The organism is Aeromicrobium tamlense, from assembly GCF_013408555.1.
Taxonomy (GTDB): domain Bacteria; phylum Actinomycetota; class Actinomycetes; order Propionibacteriales; family Nocardioidaceae; genus Aeromicrobium; species Aeromicrobium tamlense.
In genome coordinates this window covers 1-17,623 of the sequence record NZ_JACBZN010000001.1, presented here as the reverse complement: position 1 = coordinate 17,623, position 17,623 = coordinate 1, and the positions used below count along the sequence as shown (strand labels likewise).

Sequence of the window (17,623 nt, the reverse complement as noted above, 5' to 3'; positions counted from 1 at the left end):
CGCCCTAGAGTGCGGGCATGATCCGATTGCTCATCCGCGCGGCCATCAACCTGGTCTCCGCCGCCATCGGCCTGCTCGTGGCCAACGCCGTGCTGGACGACCTCGAGGTCACCGCCTCCGGCTTCGTCCTCACCGTCGTCATCTTCGCGCTGGCCCAGGCGATCCTGGCACCGTTCATCCTCGTGGTCGTGAAGCGCAACGCCGAGGCGTTCCTCGGCGGCGTCGGCATCGTGTCCACCCTCGTGGCGCTGTGGGTGGCGAGCCTGTTCGGCGACGCACTGACGATCTCGGGCCTGGCCACCTGGCTCATCGCCGCGGTGATCGTGTGGCTCGCGGCTGCTCTCGCGTCGTTCCTGCTGCCGTTCATCCTCGTCAAGGCCGGCGTGGAGAACGCGCGCGAGCGCCGCGGCGCCTGAGTCAGTCGGCGAGGTCGACCACGACGGGCGCGTGGTCGCTGGCGCCCTTGCCCTTGCGCTCCTCGCGGTCGATGAACGCACCCTCCACGCGCTGCGCGAGCGCCGGCGAGCCGAGCACGAAGTCGATCCGCATGCCCTTCTTCTTCGGGAAGCTCAGCTGCGTGTAGTCCCAGTACGTGTAGACGCCCGGGCCGGGGGTGTGCGGACGGACGACGTCCGTGAAGCCGGCGTCGACCACGGCCGAGAAGGCCGCGCGCTCGGGCTCGGAGACGTGGGTGCGACCCGCGAAGACCGCCATGTCCCACACGTCGTCGTCCTGCGGCGCGATGTTCCAGTCGCCCGTCAGCGCGATCTGCGCCTCGGGGTCCTTCGCGAGCCACGCATGGCCTGCGTCGCGCAGCCGCGCCAGCCACTCGAGCTTGTAGGCGTAGTGCGCGTGGTCGAGCTCCCGGCCGTTCGGGACGTAGAGGCTCCACATCCGCACACCACCGCACGTGGCGCCGATGGCGCGCGGCTCGAGGAGGTCCTCGTACTGCGGCTGGTCGACGCCGAACGAGCGCTCGACGTCCTCGAGGCCCACGCGCGAGATGATCGCGACGCCGTTCCACTGGTTGACGCCGACGTGCGCGTACTCGTAGCCCAGCGCCGACAGCTCCAGGCCGGGGAACTGGTCCTCACGGCACTTGGTCTCCTGGATCGCGAGGACGTCGACGTCGTGCCGGTCGAGCCAGCCGACGACGCGGTCGATGCGGCTGCGGATCGAGTTGACGTTCCACGTCGCGATGCGCATCAGAAGTCGACTCGCAGGGGGTAGGAGGACTGTCCGTCAGCGGGGGTGTTCACGCCGAGCACGTGGGTCAACTGGATCTCGTTCCTCTCGAAGGCCAACCGCGATCCTGCCATGTAGAGGCCCCACACCTTGGCCCGGCCCTCGGTGACCTCGTCGAGCGCCTCCTCCCAGTGGTCGACCAGGTTCTGGCACCACGCGGCGAGCGTCAGCGCGTAGTGGTCGCGCAGGTTCTCGACGTGACGGACCTCGAAGCCCTCGTCCTGCATCGCGCTCACGATCGTGCCCGACCCCGTGAGCTCGCCGTCGGGGAAGACGTAGCGATCGATGAACTGCCCGGCCGTGGCGCGTCCCGTGTTGTCGCGGCGCGTGATGCAGTGGTTGAGCATCCGGCCATCGACCTTCACCTTGCTCCGCGCGAAGGCGAAGTAGTCGGCGTAGTTGCGCACGCCGATGTGCTCGGTGAGGCCGATCGAGCTGATCGCGTCGAAGTCGGTCTCGGGGACGTCGCGGTAGTCGCTGAAGCGCACCTCGGCGAGGCCGGACAGGCCCTGGCGCTCGATGGCCTGCTGCGCCCACTGGGCCTGCTCGCGCGACAGCGTGACGCCGAGCGCCTGCACGCCGTAGTGCTGCGCGGCGTGCCGGACCATCCCGCCCCAGCCGCAGCCGAGGTCGAGCAGCCGGTCGCCGGCCTTGAGGTCGAGCTTGCGGCAGATGAGGTCGTACTTCTCGGCCTGGGCCTCCTCCAGGCTCGCGTCAGGCTTGGGGTAGACGGCGCACGTGTAGGTCATCGACGGGCCGAGGACCAGCTCGTAGAACCGGTTCGAGACGTCGTAGTGGTGGTGGATCGCCTCGGCGTCGCGGCCCTTGCTGTGCCGCAGGCCCTCCAGGGCGCGCCGCCACTTCGGCAGGTGCTCCTCGGCCGGCGGGGTGGGCGGTCGGAGGTTGCCGAAGCCCAGGCTGCGGACGATCTGCAGCATCTCGGGGGCGCTCGGGACCCGGAACTTGAGGCGGCTCATGAGCGCCTTCATGATCTCGTACGGGTCGCCGGGGTGGACGCCCTCGACCTCGAGGTCGCCCGACACGTAGGCGCGCGCGAAGCCGAGGTCGCCCGGGGCGGTCATGAGGTAGGCCAGGCCGCGCTCGTTGACCAGGCGCAGGCGCAGGAGGGAGTCCTCCGGCCCGAGCGAGCTGCCGTCGAACGCCTCGAACCGGATGGGCATGCCGTCGCGCAGGAGCCGTTCGAAGGCCTCCGCGATCGTCAGTCGCGTCTCGGATGCGATGCTCATGAGTTCCTCACCGCCTTGTCGTAGAGAGAGTGGAGTCGAGCCTGCGGGTCGTACCGGTCTCGCAGCCGGTCGAGCCCCGCGGTGTCGTAGAGGGAGTCGAAGGTCACGCGGTCGTAGAAGGCCTCGGAGTAGAGCGACTTGTGGCCGCCGAGCCGGTGCACCTCGGCCTCGATCCGGCGGTTCACGGCGCCCGGCTCGGAGTCCTCGGGCACGACGACGGTGCCCCAGAAGCCGACGTTCACGTAGACCTCGCCGGGCACGAGCGGGTAGGTGGGCCACGCGCGCGTGGTGCGCAGCGGGCACAGCCAGACCGGCCGCATGCCGACCTCGCGGTCGAACCAGGCGAGGAAGTCGTCGAGCCGCTCGAGCGGGACCTCGATGTCCTGGATGACGCGCTCGCGACCCGGGACGTGCTTGAGGCGGTCGAGCACGCGGCTGACGCCGACGGTGGAGTCGAGCGCGACGAGCCGGTGGTAGACGTCGCTGCGGCGCCAGCGGCGCGGCCAGACCCGGCGGGCCAGCGGGTGCTGCGCCCCGAACGCGGCCGAGCACCAGAACCAGTCGGTGTCCCAGCGCCACAGGTAGTCCTCGAGCGTCAGCACGTCCTCGCGGCGCTGCTGGATCGAGCGGTAGTAGACCTGCTGGCCCGTGTAGTCGCTCGTGGGCAGGTCGGTGTCGGCGAAGCGCGCGAGGCTGAGGTAGACCTCATCGGGAGTGAAGGCGGTGCCGTCGACGGCATCGACCTCGACCCCCTCCCAGCGGCCCGTCTCGGCGATCTCGGCGATGGCCTTGGCGGCGTCCACGGCCGAGCCGAATCGCACGTGGCGCAGGTGGGCCTGGGCGGGCGCGGGCTCCAGTCGGATGCGGAGGCGCACCGCGTAGCCGAGGCTGCCGTAGGAGTTCGGGAACGCCGCGAACAGCTCGGCGTGCTCGTTGTCGGGAGTGGCGGTGACGATCTCGCCCGAGCCCGTGAGCACGTCCATCTCCAGCACGGCCTCGTGCGGCAGGCCCAGGCGCAGCGACGTGGACTCGATGCCGAGGCCGGTGACGGCACCGCCGAGGGTGATGGTGCGCAGCTGTGGCACCACGGTGGGCACCAAGCCGTGCGCGAGCGTCTCCTCGACGAGCCGCTCGTACGTGCACATGCCCTGGACGTCGGCGGTGTGGCTGACGGGGTCGATCTCGATGACCCCGTCGAGCCCCGAGACGTCGAGGCCGGGGCCGTCGGTGCGGCCGCGGGGGCGAAAGAGGTTGGAGGTCTTCTTCGCGAGTCGGACGGGGCGTCCCTCGGGGATCGCCCGCCACGAGGCGAGGAGGGTGTCGACGGCGTGCTCGTGCTGCGTCCAACCCTGCATACTTCGCAGGCTATCCCCGTGGATGGTCCGGCAACCAGACCAAGGTCTCCACATTCTCTCCGGCGAGTCTCAGCGTGACCGGGCCGTGGACACGCAGCTCGTCGCCGCCGGCGAGGGTGATGCCGTCGACCGTGACGGGTCCGCGGGTCACGTGCACCAGGGCTCCAGCCGGGGCGGCGACCTCGATCGGCTCCCCCGCCGGTCGCGCGACCAGCAGCCGGGCGTCGGCGTGGACGGGCACCGTCTCGTGCAGGCCGGGACCGTCGGGCACCGTGACCTGGGCGTAATCGGGGGCGTCCCAGTTCCGGCTGCGCAGCATCATCTGGACGAACCGGAGGGGCTCGGTGGCGCTGGCGTTGCGCTCGGCGTGGGTGACGCCGGAGCCCGCGCTGAGCCGCTGGGCGAGGCCGGGCGCGACCTCGCCGCGCTGGCCCGTGGAGTCCTCGTGGGCGAGCACGCCGTCGAGCACCCACGTGACGATGTCGGCGTCCTCGTGGCGGTGGTCGTCGTAGCCGGCACCCGGGGCGAGGCGCTCCTCGTTGATCGCCACGACCGGCCCGAAGGCGACGTTGTCGGGGTCGTAGTGCCTCCCGTAGGAGAAGGAGTGGAGCGTCTCGGTGCCCTCGCCGACGGTGCGGTAGCGGTCGGCGGAGCGGCGGACGACGCGGTCAGGCATAGCCGAGCTCGTGCAGTCGCGCGTCGTCGATGCCGAAGAAGTGGGCGATCTCGTGGACCACGGTGATGCGGACCTCCTCGACGACCTCCTCCTCGGTCTCGCAGATCGCGAGGGTGGGGTTGCGGTAGACGAAGATGCGGTCGGGCACGACGCCGGCGTACGTGGAGTCGCGCTCGGTGAGCGGGATGCCGTCGTAGAGGCCGAGCAGGTGGGGGTCCTCGGGCGGTGCGTCGTCCTCGATGAACAGCACCACGTTGTCGAGCCGGTCGGCGAGCTCGGCGGGCACGTCGGCGAGGGCCGCGGTCACCAGCTCCTCGAACCGGTCCGGGTCGACGTCGATCACGCCCCGAGTCTAGGTGGCTCCCCGAAGCGCCGACAGTGACGTTCGCGGGGCCATTCGGGCGCATCGAGCCCGCGAACGTCACCGCCACCGCTTCGGGGGGAGGTCGCGGGTTGCCCTATGCTGGACGGGTTGTCCGGCCCCCTTCGTCTAGCGGCCTAGGACGCCGCCCTTTCAAGGCGGTAGCGCGGGTTCGAATCCCGTAGGGGGTACTCGCTCGAGGCCGGCTCGGTCCGGCCTGCGACCGCCCTCCCCCCTCCACTTCTGGAACGCGTTGAACCGTTCGCGCGTCCCGAAGCGTGCATCCCGTTCCAGAAGTGAGAGCGTCGGCGGCCGGCGCGGGCCGCGGATTCCGGGATCGGCGCCGCGGCCACGTAGGGTGGTGGGGCCTCGGCCCCCCGCCGAGTCGCCGCGTCGTCACGACCGAGCCCTCCGAGCCGAACTGCTGCACATGCCCCAGAGAACCCTGCCTCCCACCGCCGACGCGGAGGAGACGCCCCGCCTGCACTGGGCCGCCCTCGTCTTCACGATCGCGACCATGCTCAGTGCCGCGGTCGTCGGCCTCACCGCGAGCGACCACTTCACCCGCCTCACGATGGCCGCGAGCGTCATGGGCTGCATCGCGCTGTGGCAGACGCTGCGCGATCCGGTGGTCATGGTGGGCCTGACGGTCGTGATCCTGGGTGCCGTCCTCGGCTGGGGACTGAACTTCTACGACCGCATCTGGTGGTACGACGACTTCGCCCACTTCACGTTCTCGCTCGTCAGCACGATGGGCATCGCCCGGCTGCTGCTGCACAAGTACCGCGCCGAGTCCGCCGCGCTGCTGCTGGTCGCCCTGTGGCTGTCGTGGCTCGGCATCGGCTCGCTGTGGGAGATCGGCGAGTGGACGTCGGACCAGCTGCAGGCCACGCACCACTCGCGCGGCTACGCCGACACGATGGCCGACATGATGCTGAACTCGGCCGGCTCCGCGATCGGCATCTGGATCTACTGGATCTGGCTGCGCACCCCCGCCGACCGCGCCACGGTCCTGCCCCCGGCCGACTCCGCGCGCTAGGTTCGAGGCTGGGCCCGACCCAGGAGGACGGCATGAGCTTCGAGACACCCACCGGCACCCGAGGACGCAAGAGCACGAGCAACCCCCTGATGCGACTGGTCAACCGGTTCATGGTCCGCAAGGCCCGCCGCTCGGAGACGGCCTCGCTCGGGCGCATGCGGCTCCTCGCACTCACCACGACCGGCGCGAAGAGCGGCGAGCGCCGCGAGACGCCGCTCGCCTGGTTCCCCGGCGACGACGGCACGTGGCTGGTCGTGGCCTCGGCGAACGGCGCCGCGAAGAACCCCGCGTGGTACCACAACCTCGCGGCGCACCCGGACGACGCGACGATCGAGATCGGCGATCGCCGGATCGCGGTCACCGCCGAGCAGCTGCACGGTCACGAGCGCGAGGCGGCGCTCGCGGCGATCATCGCCGCCGCCCCGAACTTCGCCGGCTACGGCGACAAGACCGACCGCGAGATCCCGGTCATCCGACTGACCGAGCGTCCCGCGGCCGGCTGACGCGGGTCAGGCGCCGGCGACGTCGATGACGACGCGGCCGCGGATGCCGCCCGAGAGGATCTTCTCGCTCAGCTCGGGCAGGTCGGTGAAGGCCGCGTCCACCGCCACGGCGCGCAGGTCCTCCTCGGAGAACAGCTCGTCGAGGCGCGACCACGCCTGCTTCCGCGCCTCGAGCGGCGCATGCACGCTGTCGACGCCGAGCAGCGCGACGTTGCGCAGGATGAACGGCATGACGGTGGCGGGCAGGCCGTGGCCGCCGGCGAGTCCGCACGCGGCCACCGCGCCGCCGTAGCGGATCTGCGAGAGCACGTTGGCCAGCGTGGTGCCGCCGACGCTGTCGACAGCAGCGGCCCAGCGCTCCTTCGCGAGCGGCCGCGGGTCGCCCGAGAGCTCGTCGCGCGCGATGATCTCCGACGCACCGAGGTCCGTGAGGTACTGGTGCTCGCTGTCCTTGCCCGTCGCGGCGTGGACCTCGTAGCCGAGGCGCGCGAGGGTGGACACCGCGAAGCTGCCGACGCCGCCCGTCGCGCCGGTCACCAGGATCGGGCCGTCCTCGGGCGTCACGCCCGCGGCCTCCAGGCGCAGGACGCACAGCATCGCCGTCAGGCCTCCGGTGCCGACGGCCATGGCGCCCCACGGGCCGAGGCCGGCGGGGGTGGCGACGACCGAGTCCGACTCGATCCGCTGGTACTGCGAGTAGCCGCCGGGCTTGGTCTCCGACAGCTCCGCGCCGGTGAGCACGACCTGGTCGCCCTCGGCGAAGTCCCCGCCGCCCTCGACGACCTCGCCGGCCAGGTCGATCCCGCAGGTCATCGGGAACGAGCGCACGACGCCGGGCTTGCCCAGGATCGCGAGGCCGTCCTTGTAGTTGAGCGACGAGTGCGTGACGCGGACGAGCAGGTCGCCGCCGGTCAGCTCGTCGCGGTTCGAGGTCACCAGCTCGGCGGGCTGCTTGGGCGCGTCGACCCGGTAGGCCTTGAAGGTGGTCTCGGTCATGGGTGTCTCCTCGGACGTTGCGGTCGAATCGATGGTCAGAAGGTGCCGGTGTACGGCCGCGGGGCGACCGCGGCGTGGACGTACCGGATGAACTGGGTCCAGTCCCACACTGGCAGGCCCGTCGCACGATGCACGGCGGAGGTGTACGGCGGGAGGTCGCTGCACTCCAGGAAGATGCCGCCGATCGGCGCCTCGCGGGTGGCGCGCACGGCGGCGTCGACGACGTCGCGCTCCATGATCTCGGTGTCGAGCGTGCCGTTCTCGCGGAAGATCGCGTCGACGAAGTGCTCGTACTCCTCCATGCCCACGATGTGCAGCCTGTCGAGGTCGGTGAAGCCCGCGGCCTCCAGCAGGGTGGGGGTCATGTTGGCGCCGTTCGCGGTGACGAGCGCGAGCCTGCGGTGCGAGCCCAGCATCGTCGTCAGCATCGGCAGCTGCTGCAGGCTCGACAGGAACACCGGGATGTCGAGCGCCTCGGCGACGGCCGGCTGGTAGGCCGCCATGAAGCCGCAGTTGCTGGTGATCGCGCGGACGCCCTCGTCCTGCAGCCGCAGGGCGGCCTCCACGACGCGACCCGTCGAGTCCGGGTCGGCGCCGTTGAGGACGGCCGAGCCGTCCATGCCCTCGATGCCGAGGTAGCGGATCGGGAAGTCGAACGTCGAGGCGTTGCCGATGTCGCCGGGCGGGAACGCGATGTGCCACTCGGCGCTCAGCATCCCGATCGTGTAGCCGTAGGACACTTGGCCCTTGCGCGCTTCGTAGACCGTCATCGTCGTCCTCTCACTTCCAGTCGTCGGCGTGCTCGCGCACGAAGTCGTCGAACGTGCGGGGCGCGCGTCCGGTCAGGTCCTCGAGGTCCGTCGTGATGTCGGCGTACCGCCCCTCGCGCACGTCGACCAGCAGCTCGGCGTAGTAGGAGCCGCGCTCCGTCCCGTCGTCGTAGGTCGTCGCGAGCTCCTCGACGCGCAGCGGGTCGGCCGCCTCCACGATGCGTCCCGTGACCACACCGATCCGGCGGGCCAGCTCGGGCACGCCGAAGGACTCCGGACCCGTGAGCGTGTAGCCGCGGCAGCAGTGGCCGTCCTCGGTGAGGGCCACGAGCGCCGCCTCGGCGATGTCGCGCGTGTCGAGCCACGACACGGGCGCGCCCCCGGTGGGCAGCGCGATCGTGCCGTCGACGACGCCGGCGCGGAAGCCGCCGCCCGCCGAGAAGTTCTGGAAGAACCAGCTCGGTCGCAGCAGCGTCCACTCGCCGTCCCACCGCTCCAGGACGCGCTCGACCGCGCGGTCCGGGTCGGCGTCCGGCTTGTCGCCCCGCCCCATCTCCGAGAGGAGGACGACGCGCCGGATCGCGGGCGCGGACGCGAGCAGGTCGGCGACGAGCTCGGCCATGCCCGTGCCGTGGGGCGGCTTGACCAGGTACAGAGAGTCGACGCCCTCGAGGGCCGCACCCCACGTGGCGCGGTCGGTCCAGTCGAAGACCCGGTCGCCGCAGCCCGGGCGGCTCGAGAGCCGCACGTGCGCGATCCCGCGCTCCGCGAGCAGGGCCGCGAGGTCGCGCCCGGTCTTGCCCGACGCGCCCGTCAGCGCGATCACGACTCCATCGTCTCCAGCCAGTTGGCCGGCACGAGGCAGAAGAACGCGTTCGTCCCGGGCGTGCCCTCGTACTCGACCGTGCAGCCCTTCTCGAGCGTCACGACCTCGCCGGCCGGCACCACGATCGTCTCGTCGCCGACGTGCAGCGAGAGCTCGCCGTCGATGACGTAGAACGCCTCCTCGTACGGCAGGGTCCACGGCTCGGAGCGGCCTCCGTCGGGGAACCGCACGATGCCGGCGGACAGCTCGGACAGGCCGTTCGGCATCGAACGGCGCTCGATGTCGATCGGCCCGTTCTGGGCGGTGAAGTCGGCGTTGAAGGGCGCCAGGCGGACGGGGTGGGACATGGAGGCTCCTCGGGTTCAGGGAAGGGGGATCATGCCGCCGTCGACGACATGGTTCTGGCCGGTGACGAACGACGCCTCGTCCGAGAGCAGGAAGCGCACGACCGTGCCGATCTCGCCGGGCTGGGCGTAGCGACGCTGCGGGATCGTGGCCAGGCGCTCCCGGTCGATCGGGTGGGTCTGCACGAAGCCCGGCAGGACGCAGTTGGCGCGGATGCCGTCGGCCGCGACCCGCGTGGCGTAGAGCTTCACCCAGCTCTGCACCGCCGCGCGGACGACGCTCGAGACGGGCATCGCCGGCTCGGGCAGGAGCGAGGCGTAGCTCGTCACCACGGCCCAGGCTCCACGACCGGCCGCCTGCATGTGCGGCGTGACCAGCCGGGCCAGGTCGACGACGCTCGTGAACAGCAGCTCGAAGCCGGTGCTCCAGTCCTCGTCGGTGAGCTCCAGCAGGTCGCCCTTCGGCGGGTGGCCGGAGTTCACGGCCACGGCGTCGATGCGGCCGAACCGCTCGATCGTCGTGGCCACGAGGTGCTCGCGGTCGGCCGCGTCCGTCAGCGAGCCACGCACGGCGACCGCTCCGAGCTCGTTGGCGAGCTCGACGACGGCCTCGGAGCGGGCGAACAGCACGAGGTCGTGCGACGACGCCAGCGTGCGGGCGATCCCCGCGCCGATGCCGCTGCTCGCCGCGGTGACGATCGCGACCGGACGGCTCACTTGCGCGCCGCCCGCAGCCACTCGAGGTTCTCGGTGGCCGTGCGGTGCGGGTCGAACGCCTTCACGTCCAGCACCGGGTCGGGCATGCCGAGCATGAGCTTGGCCAGCAGCTGCGACGCGGCGGGGCCCATCATCGTCCCGTGGCCGTCGAAGCCCGTGATGGTCCACAGGCCCGACTCGACCTCGCCGATGAACGGGTGGCCGTCGCCGCCGGTCGCGTCGGCGGCCGCGCTGATCGTGCTGCGGATGCCGACCTCGGCGAAGATCGGGGCGCGCGTCTCGGACGCCTCGGCGAACTCGGCCAGCATGTCGCTGACGCCGTAGCGCTCCGGCAGGGTGGAGCTCAGGATCGTCACCATGGCGCCGTCCTGCTCGCGCTCCACGCACCAGCCGGTCTCGAGGTCGATCGTCAGCGGCAGGCGCTGGTCGCCCAGGACGGGCGTCGTGAAGCCGTAGTGCACCCACATCGGGAAGATGTCCATGTCGAGGCCGAACTTCGCCAGGAGCTTGGGCGACCCCAGGCCGCTGGCCACGACGACGCGCTCCGCCACGACGGGCTCGGGCCCGGCGATGAGCCAGCCGCCCTCGACCTGCGTGAGGTCGGCGACCTCGAAGCGCTCGCGGATCTTCACGCCGAGCCGGCGCGCGGCCGCGGCCACGCCGTAGACGCCGTCGGTCGGGTTGACGCGGCCGTCCTCGGGGGTCCAGCAGCCGCCGACGAGGCCGTCGGTGCCGAGCCACGGCACGACCTCCTTGAGGTCCCGCGCGGTGAGCATCTCGACGTTCGGCGCGCCGTGCGTCGCCTGCGTCTTGGCCGCCTCGGCGAGCTTCGCGAAGAGCTCCTCGCGGCCGGTCAGCATGAGGTAGCCGTCCTGGTGGTACTGGCACGGCTGATCGAAGACGTCCTCGAACGTCTGCCAGAACCGGCGGCCACGGATGGCCAGCTCGATCTCCGTCGCCGTGCTGAACTGCTGGCGCACGCCACCGAGCGACCCGCCCGTGCATCCGCTGGCCAGCTCGCGACCCTCGAGCACGACGATGTCCTTCTCACCGAGCTCGGCCAGGTAGAAGGCGAGCGTGACACCGACGATGCCGCCGCCGATGATGGCGGTGCCGACCTTGGTCGCGTCGTTGCCGGGTGTCTGTCCCATTGAAGGGTCCTTTCGAAGATGTGGGTGATGTTCAGGGTGTGACGGGATCACATGACGCGTCCACCGTCGGAGACGATGACCTGCCCCGTGACGTTCGGCCAGGAGCTCACGTCGAGGCCGGTGCGGGCGATCTCCGCGGGGTCGGCGATCCGCTTGAGCGGGGTCTCGTCCTCCACCGCGGTCTGCTCGTCGGCCGGGATCGAGGCGTACATGTCGGTGGCGACCGGGCCGGGCGCCACGGCGTTGACCCGCACGTGCGGGGCGAGCTCGCGGGCGAGGGTCTTCGTCAGTCCGATGACCGCCGCCTTCGACGCTCCGTAGGAGACGCCGTGGACCGAGCCCACGACACCACCGGTCGAGGACAGGTTGAGCACGGCTCCCCCGGTCGCCGCGAGGTCGTCGCGCAGCGCCCGGGTCAGCTTCATGGGCGCCTTCACGTGGATCGCGAACGCGTCGTCCCACAGCTCGTCGGTGGTCTCGCCGAGCTCGCCGTGCGCGAGGATGCCGGCGTTGTTCACCAGCAGCGACACGGCACCGAGGTCGCCGGCGGCCGACTGCACGGCAGCGACGCCCTCGTCCGTCGTGACGTCGGCGACGACGGCGACCGCACGACCGCCGATCTCCTCCACCGCGCGCACGGTCTCCTCGGCGTCGGTGCCACGCCCGCGGTGGGTGAGCACGACCGCGTAGTCGCGGCGCGCGCACTCCAGCACGAACGCGCGACCGATGCCGCGCGAGCCCCCGGTGACGACGGCGACGGGAGTCGTCATCGGTCCTCCGGCAGCTGGACGACACCCTCGATCTCGACGAGACCGCCGAGGGGCAGCTCCTGGACCGCGAAGGCCGAGCGGGCCGGCGGGTCGGTCGGGAACCAGCGCGCGTACACCTCGTTCATGTCGGCGTAGTGCTCCATCGACGACATGAAGACGGTGGTCTTCACGACGTCGGCCAGCGTGGCGCCGTGCTCGCGCACGACGGCCTCGAAGTTGGCCAGCGCGCGGTCGGTCTGGTCGCTGGCGCCGTCGACGAGCGCGCCGTCGACGATGCCGAGCTGGCCGGACACGAAGAGCAGCGAGCCTGCCTTGACGCTCGCGCGGAGGGGGTAGGTGGCCATGGGTGGTTCCTTTCGGTAGGTCAGAAGGTCGCGGCGAGTCGGAAGGCCGCGTGGACCGCACCTTCGATGCGGTGGGGGTTCATGACGTCGCCGACCGCGTGCACGGTGACGTCGTCGGGCAGCTCGTCGAACAGCTCGGAGCGCGGCTCGGTCCAGGTGTGGACGACCCAGTCGGCCTCGAGCTCGACGACCTCGGAGGGGCGGACGACCGGCCGTCCGTGGTCGTCGGTGTGGCGGTAGGTCAGCGCCTCGACGCCGCCGAGGTGGCACAGCAGCCGCGGCCCGGCGGGGTCGAACTCCGTGACCTTGGTGGAGCAGCGGATCGCGATGCGGGCCTCGTGCATGAGCGTCAGGAAGTCGTCGCGGACCTCGGGCTCCACGAGCTCGGCGGGCCCCGGCGTGGCAGTCACGAAGGTCACCTCGCAGCCGGCGCGCGCGGCGACGAGGGCCGCCGACATCGCGTTGGTGCGGTGGTGCTCGTCCACCACGACGACTCGGCCCGAGAGGACCGGGTGCCCCGAGACGACGTCGGCCGCGGCGACGAGGCGCCGGTGGTCGCGCGCCGCCCACTGCGGCAGGGTCTCGGCAGCGCCGGTGGCCAGGACCACGATGTCGGGGTCGAGCGCCGCGATGTCGCGACCCTCGGCGGTCCGGCGCAGGCGCAGGTCCACGCCGAGGCGGCGGACCTCGTTGCCCAGCCAGTCGACGGCGTCGACCAGCCCGTCGCGACCCTCGGTGCGCGCGGCGATCCGCACGGTGCCGCCGGTGTCGGGACGCTCGTCGAACAGCGTGACGTCGTGCCCGCGCAGGGCGCTGACCCGCGCGGTCTCGAGTCCGGCGGGCCCGCCGCCGACCACCACGACGCGGCGCGAGGTGGGCGCGGTCGTGGTCTCGATGTCGCCGAGGAAGCGCTCGCGTCCCGTGACGGGGTTGTAGACGCACTTCACGTTGCGGTGACGGCCCAGCTCGCCCTGGCACATCTGGATGCAGCCGATGCAGGGCCGGATCTCGTCCTCGCGCCCCTCGAGCATCTTCGTGACGAGGTGGGGGTCCGCGATGTGGGCGCGCGTCATGCCCACGAAGTCGGCGTCGCCGGCCTCGATCGCCGCGGCGGCCATCGCGGGATCCGTGATCCGCCCGACCGCGCCGACCGGCAGGCCGACGCGCTCACGCACGGCACGCGCGTAGTGCAGGTAGCAGCCACGGCGCACCGCCATCGTGGGGATGACCGAGCCGTTGAAGTTCGCCGAGACGTTCATCCCGTCGACGATGCCGAGCTCGTCGATCCGCTGGTCGATGTCGAGCCAGGCGTCGGTGTCCAGCGACCCCTCGGTCTCGTCCGACCCGTTGACGCGCACCATCAGCAGGGCGCCGCCGATCCGCTCGCGCACCGCCTCGAGCACGCGCCGGCAGAAGAGGAAGCGCGCCTCGTCGCTGCCGCCGTACTCGTCGGCGCGGCGGTTCGTCAGGGGCGAGAGGAACAGGTTGACCAGCTGGCCGTGACCCACGGCGATCTCGACGCCGTCCATCCCACCGCGCACGGCCCGCTCGGCCGCGCTGGCGAAGGCCTCGACGATCTCGTCGACCTGGCGCCGCGTCATCTCGCGCGGGACCGAGCCGTAGAGGTGGTGCGAGAATCCCGAGGGCGCCCAGACGCCGCCGTCGCCGCCGTCGGTGCGCCCGCCCATGTGCCCCAGCTGGGGCACGATCACGGCGCCGTGGGCGTGCACGGCCTCCGAGAGACGCTCGTAGCGCTCGACGATCCGGTCGTCGAAGTTGTGGTAGATCCCGTAGGGCGTGGGCGAGCTCGGGTGCACGGCGGTCGTGCCCATCGAGACCATCGCCGCGCCGCCCTTCGCCCGCTCGGCGAAGTACGCGACGTCGTCGTCGTTGGGCAGGTGCTCGGTGTCGATGTTGTGCGTCGCGTGGGCCGTGACGACGATGCGGTTCCGCAGCGTGACCGGACCGAGCCGCAGCGGCTCGACGAGGGAGCGCAGGTGGGCGGACGTCATGCCCATGCCTCCCACGCAGGGGCCGAGGCGTCGAGGACGAGCGCGTCGTCGTCCCGCAGTCCCGCCAGGACCCGGTCGGACTGCTCCCCCAGCGCCGGCGTCAGCAGCAGACGCCACTTCTCCTGCAGCTCGGCGCGACCGAAGTCGGTGCCGGGATCGCCCGGGGCGTCGAGGAAGACGCCGTCGACGCTGGCGCCGTCGGTGGTCTCGATCGTGACGCGGCTCGGGTAGCGCGCCGGGTAGTGCTGGTCGAGGTCGGCGTCGTGCTCGAGGACGACGCGCGAGGCGAGGTCGAGCCGCTCGGGCTCGGCGAGGACGGACTCGTCCATCTCGGCCGCACCGGCGGCGCCGTGCAGCGCGATCGAGGCCAGCACGAACGGGAAGCTGTACTGCGCGGAGTCGATCGTGCCGGGACGGAGCTCGTCGAGGAACGTGGCGGCCTGGTGGGTCCCCACGCGCACCCGTGCGATCCGCTCGGGCGTGATCGCGTGCTCGGCGAGCAGTCCGCGGAAGCCCGCGGCGGCGGCGTGCGTGTAGCGGCAGGCCGCGAACGACTTGAAATAGGTGTTGCCCGTCTCGTAGACCTCGCCGATGCTCGTGACGAACGGGTCCTCGGCCGCCCCGGGCTGGTGGAACGGGGTCGCGGGGAGCACGTCGTTGTCGGCGAGCGCGTAGCCCTCCGGCAGGCTCATGAAGCCGGCGGCCGCGAGCTCGGCGGCCATGACGCCGGTGGCGGCGCCCCAGCCGATCGACTCCTTCACCATGGGCGAGCCGAACGTGGCCATCGGGGCGTGCAGCCAGCCGATCTTCACGGCGCGCTCGATCTCGTCGGCGTCGGCTCCGGAGACCTTGGCGGCCGCGGCGGCGGCGCCGATCGCGCCCGCGCAGCCCGTGCAGTGGTAGTGGTCGCCGTCGTGCTTGGGCCACAGCAGGTGCGCGGCCCGCAGGCCGATCTCGTAGCCGACGACCTGCGCCGTGAGCGCCTCCGCCACGGTGGTGCCGCTCGTCGCCGCCGCGAGCACGGCGGGCACGATGACCGACCCGGGGTGGATCGCGCCGGCCAGGTAGTGGCCGTCGTCGAAGTCCAGGGCACTGGCCGCGACGCCATTGGCGAAGGCGGCCATGGTGGGCGACGAGCCCTGGCCGCGGCCGACGACCGGGGACGGGCCCGCGGTGCGGCCGGTGACCTTCGCGGCGATGCCGGCCGAGCCGGTCACGGCTCCCCCGACCATCGTCGAGACGGTGTCACTCAGGGCGTCGGCGGCCCGCTCGCGGACGGCGCTCGGGACGTCCTCCCAGCGCAGGCCGGCGGCCCAGTCGGACATCTTCTTGAGGGGATCGGTCATGAGGAGCTCCTGGCAGGACGAGACGTGAGGTGGGTGGGCGGGAGGGTCGGGGCGCCCCGTGAAGGGGGCGGGGCGCCCCGACCGGTCACGGGGTGAACGAGGCGAACGCGCCGTCCTGGATCTCCAGCAGCGCCGTCGCCGGGGAGTCCGGGTCGACCGCCGCACCCTGGTTCTCGTCGAAGCGGAACGTGCCGCGGATCGGCAGCTCGAACGACTCGGTGTCGGCGACCTGCGAGATCAGCGACTCGCGGTCCTCGCCACCGTTCTCGAGCCCGTCGAGGAAGACGAAGAACGAGTCGTAGGCGACCGCGTTGGCCTCACCGGGCGCCTCGCCGTTGTCCGCGGAGTACGCGTCCACGAAGGACTTCACGCCCTCCGACGAGGAGTTCGGGTCGAAGACCGCGTTCACGAGCACGCCCTCGACGGCGTCCTTGCCGGCGATCTTGACCAGCTCGGGGGTGTTGGAGCCGGCCGTGACCAGGATCTTCACGTCGTCCCAGCCCAGGGCGTCGGCCTGCTTGATCTGCAGGGCGGCGTCGGTGTACGTGTTCAGCAGGACGATCGTGTCGACGCCCTGGTTGCGCAGCGTGGTCAGCTGGGGCGTGAAGTCCTTCTGTCCGGTGGTCGTGGCGATCGAGTCGACCACCTCGAGGCCCGCGTCGGGCGCGGTCTCCTCGAAGGACTCCACGAGTCCGGTGCCGTAGTCGTCGTCCGAGGCGATCAGGCCGACCTTCTCGGCGCCGATCTCCCGACCCGCCTGGTACGCCATCTCGGCACCCATGGAGGCGTCGTCGATGAGCGTGCGGAAGAGGTTCTCGTGCAGCTCGGCCGTGATCTCCGGGTTCGACGAGTAGCTGACGAACAGCGGGATGCCGCAGCGCTCGTAGATCGGCATCGCCGCGAGGGTCACGGACGAGTTGCTGTGACCGAAGACGGCCATGATGTCGTCGTCGTCGCAGATCTTCTGCGCCACCGAGGCGCCCTGGTTGGGGTCGGCCACGTCGTCGAACGACTTGACCTCGATCTTCGCGCCCTTGAGCGGGCCGGACTCGACGCCGCCTCCGTCGTTGATTTGCTTCGCCGCGAACTGGACGCCCGCGAGCTGGTTCTTGCCGTAGATCGCGTTCTCTCCGGTCATCGGTCCTGCGACGGCCACGACGATCGTGTCCTTGTCACCGGCCTCGTCACCGCCCCCACACGCGCTCAGCATGAGCGCTCCACCGGCCAGCGCGGCCAGCATCAGCTGTTTCCTCGACATGTCACTCCTGGTTTTCGTTGGTTGGGAGTTGCTGCCACGACCGGACGGCCGCCGCGATGGTGGGGAAGTGGTGCCCGGCGGGTGCGGAGTCCGCACCCGCCGGACCGGGACTCACGCGCCGGGGCGCGTCTTGATCTCGCCGCCCTGCACCTGCAGCAGCGACTGCGAGGGCTTGCCGGGCGTGACGGTGGGCTCGTGCTTGTCGTTGAAGACGAACTCCCCGACGATCGGCAGGTCGAAGGACTCGATGCCGTCGATCGTGCTGATCAGCGACTCTCGGTCCTTCGCGCCCTCGTCGAAGGCCCGGAAGACGACCCACGCGGAGTCGTAGGCCACGGCCGCGCCCTCGCTGGGCTCGCGACCGTTGGCGTCGCTGAACGCCTTGACGAACGCCTGGGTGCCCTCGTTGCTGCTGCCCGGGTCGAAGATCGCCGAGACGTACGTGCCCTCGGCGGCCTCGGCACCGGCGATGTTGACCAGCTCGGGGTTGTTGGCGCTGGCCGTGACCAGGATCGGCACGTCCAGTCCGAGGGCCTTCGCCTGCTTGATCTGCAGCGCGGCGTCCGTGTAGAGGTTCAGCAGGACGAGGCTGTCGATGCCGGCGTTCTTCAGCTCGGTCAGCTGCGGGGTGAAGTCCTTCTGACCGGTCGTGGTGACCAGGCT

Annotated in this window: 20 protein-coding genes and 1 tRNA gene; 4 read left to right on the top strand and 17 right to left on the bottom strand. The window is 71.4% G+C overall.

What is annotated here, in order from left to right:
* Positions 1-17: 17 nt before the first annotated feature.
* Positions 18-416, top strand: coding sequence for a phage holin family protein (locus BJ975_RS00105; protein WP_179422458.1), 399 nt, complete (start codon positions 18-20; stop codon positions 414-416).
* A gap of 1 nt (position 417) precedes the next feature.
* Here BJ975_RS00105 and BJ975_RS00100 read toward each other — a convergent pair whose 3' ends face one another.
* Genes BJ975_RS00100 through BJ975_RS00080 form a run of 5 tightly spaced genes read right to left on the bottom strand, consistent with a single transcriptional unit; the run spans position 418 to position 4,866 of the window.
* Positions 418-1,206 carry an exodeoxyribonuclease III gene (locus BJ975_RS00100; protein WP_179422456.1) on the bottom strand — a complete coding sequence of 263 codons (789 nt, stop codon included), beginning with the start codon at positions 1,204-1,206 and terminating at the stop codon, positions 418-420.
* Entirely contained in the window at positions 1,206-2,492 is a 1,287-nt protein-coding gene (locus BJ975_RS00095) for a class I SAM-dependent methyltransferase (protein WP_179422454.1), read from the bottom strand. Before BJ975_RS00095 ends, BJ975_RS00100 begins: the two co-directional genes overlap by 1 nt.
* The gene (locus tag BJ975_RS00090; protein WP_179422452.1) at positions 2,489-3,847 is read right to left on the bottom strand and encodes an FAD-binding oxidoreductase; all 1,359 of its coding nucleotides are present in this window, start codon (positions 3,845-3,847) and stop codon (positions 2,489-2,491) included. The genes BJ975_RS00095 and BJ975_RS00090 overlap by 4 nt, the downstream gene beginning before the upstream one ends.
* Positions 3,848-3,857: 10 nt before the next feature.
* Complete coding sequence (locus BJ975_RS16505) at positions 3,858-4,523, bottom strand: pirin family protein (RefSeq protein ID WP_218845691.1); 666 nt, start codon at positions 4,521-4,523, stop codon at positions 3,858-3,860.
* On the bottom strand, positions 4,516-4,866 hold the full coding sequence (locus BJ975_RS00080) for a metallopeptidase family protein (protein ID WP_179422450.1): 351 nt from the start codon (positions 4,864-4,866) through the stop codon (positions 4,516-4,518). Before BJ975_RS00080 ends, BJ975_RS16505 begins: the two co-directional genes overlap by 8 nt.
* Positions 4,867-5,002: 136 nt before the next feature.
* Between BJ975_RS00080 and BJ975_RS00075 the strand changes: the two genes are divergently transcribed.
* The 3 genes from BJ975_RS00075 to BJ975_RS00065 all read left to right on the top strand — a co-directional run bounded on the left by BJ975_RS00075 (position 5,003) and on the right by BJ975_RS00065 (position 6,426).
* Positions 5,003-5,075: transfer RNA gene (locus BJ975_RS00075), tRNA-Glu, on the top strand.
* Positions 5,076-5,314: 239 nt separating this feature from the next.
* Positions 5,315-5,923 (top strand): hypothetical protein, encoded by a 609-nt coding sequence (locus tag BJ975_RS00070; RefSeq protein WP_179422448.1) that lies wholly within the window; start codon positions 5,315-5,317, stop codon positions 5,921-5,923.
* Positions 5,924-5,955: 32 nt separating this feature from the next.
* Positions 5,956-6,426 (top strand): nitroreductase/quinone reductase family protein, encoded by a 471-nt coding sequence (locus tag BJ975_RS00065; protein WP_179422446.1) that lies wholly within the window; start codon positions 5,956-5,958, stop codon positions 6,424-6,426.
* Between the two features lie 6 nt (positions 6,427-6,432).
* On the opposite strand, the gene BJ975_RS00060 is transcribed toward BJ975_RS00065, so the two are convergent.
* The 12 genes from BJ975_RS00060 to BJ975_RS00005 form a co-directional block, all read right to left on the bottom strand.
* On the bottom strand, positions 6,433-7,422 hold the full coding sequence (locus BJ975_RS00060) for an MDR family oxidoreductase (RefSeq protein ID WP_179422438.1): 990 nt from the start codon (positions 7,420-7,422) through the stop codon (positions 6,433-6,435).
* Between the two features lie 35 nt (positions 7,423-7,457).
* Complete coding sequence (locus BJ975_RS00055) at positions 7,458-8,192, bottom strand: aspartate/glutamate racemase family protein (protein WP_179422436.1); 735 nt, start codon at positions 8,190-8,192, stop codon at positions 7,458-7,460.
* A 10-nt stretch (positions 8,193-8,202) separates the two neighbouring features.
* A complete protein-coding gene (locus BJ975_RS00050) occupies positions 8,203-9,018 on the bottom strand; it encodes a Rossmann-fold NAD(P)-binding domain-containing protein (protein WP_179422434.1) in 816 nt (271 codons plus the stop codon).
* Positions 9,015-9,365, bottom strand: coding sequence for a cupin domain-containing protein (locus BJ975_RS00045; protein ID WP_179422432.1), 351 nt, complete (start codon positions 9,363-9,365; stop codon positions 9,015-9,017). Before BJ975_RS00045 ends, BJ975_RS00050 begins: the two co-directional genes overlap by 4 nt.
* A 15-nt stretch (positions 9,366-9,380) precedes the next feature.
* A complete protein-coding gene (locus tag BJ975_RS00040; protein WP_179422430.1) occupies positions 9,381-10,079 on the bottom strand; it encodes an SDR family oxidoreductase in 699 nt (232 codons plus the stop codon).
* Positions 10,076-11,230: an NAD(P)/FAD-dependent oxidoreductase gene (locus tag BJ975_RS00035; protein ID WP_179422428.1), complete on the bottom strand. Its 1,155-nt coding sequence runs from the start codon at positions 11,228-11,230 to the stop codon at positions 10,076-10,078. The genes BJ975_RS00040 and BJ975_RS00035 overlap by 4 nt, the downstream gene beginning before the upstream one ends.
* A 47-nt stretch (positions 11,231-11,277) precedes the next feature.
* Positions 11,278-12,000, bottom strand: coding sequence for an SDR family NAD(P)-dependent oxidoreductase (locus BJ975_RS00030; protein WP_179422426.1), 723 nt, complete (start codon positions 11,998-12,000; stop codon positions 11,278-11,280).
* The gene (locus BJ975_RS00025; protein ID WP_179422424.1) at positions 11,997-12,344 is read right to left on the bottom strand and encodes a RidA family protein; all 348 of its coding nucleotides are present in this window, start codon (positions 12,342-12,344) and stop codon (positions 11,997-11,999) included. Before BJ975_RS00025 ends, BJ975_RS00030 begins: the two co-directional genes overlap by 4 nt.
* Positions 12,345-12,364: 20 nt before the next feature.
* Positions 12,365-14,356: an oxidoreductase gene (locus BJ975_RS00020; RefSeq protein WP_179422422.1), complete on the bottom strand. Its 1,992-nt coding sequence runs from the start codon at positions 14,354-14,356 to the stop codon at positions 12,365-12,367.
* A complete protein-coding gene (locus BJ975_RS00015; protein WP_179422420.1) occupies positions 14,353-15,702 on the bottom strand; it encodes an MmgE/PrpD family protein in 1,350 nt (449 codons plus the stop codon). Before BJ975_RS00015 ends, BJ975_RS00020 begins: the two co-directional genes overlap by 4 nt.
* A gap of 85 nt (positions 15,703-15,787) precedes the next feature.
* Positions 15,788-16,960 (bottom strand): ABC transporter substrate-binding protein, encoded by a 1,173-nt coding sequence (locus BJ975_RS00010; RefSeq protein ID WP_179422418.1) that lies wholly within the window; start codon positions 16,958-16,960, stop codon positions 15,788-15,790.
* A 111-nt stretch (positions 16,961-17,071) separates the two neighbouring features.
* Positions 17,072-17,623, bottom strand: a 552-nt coding sequence (locus BJ975_RS00005; RefSeq protein ID WP_179422416.1) for an ABC transporter substrate-binding protein, incomplete at its 5' end; no start/stop codon positions are given.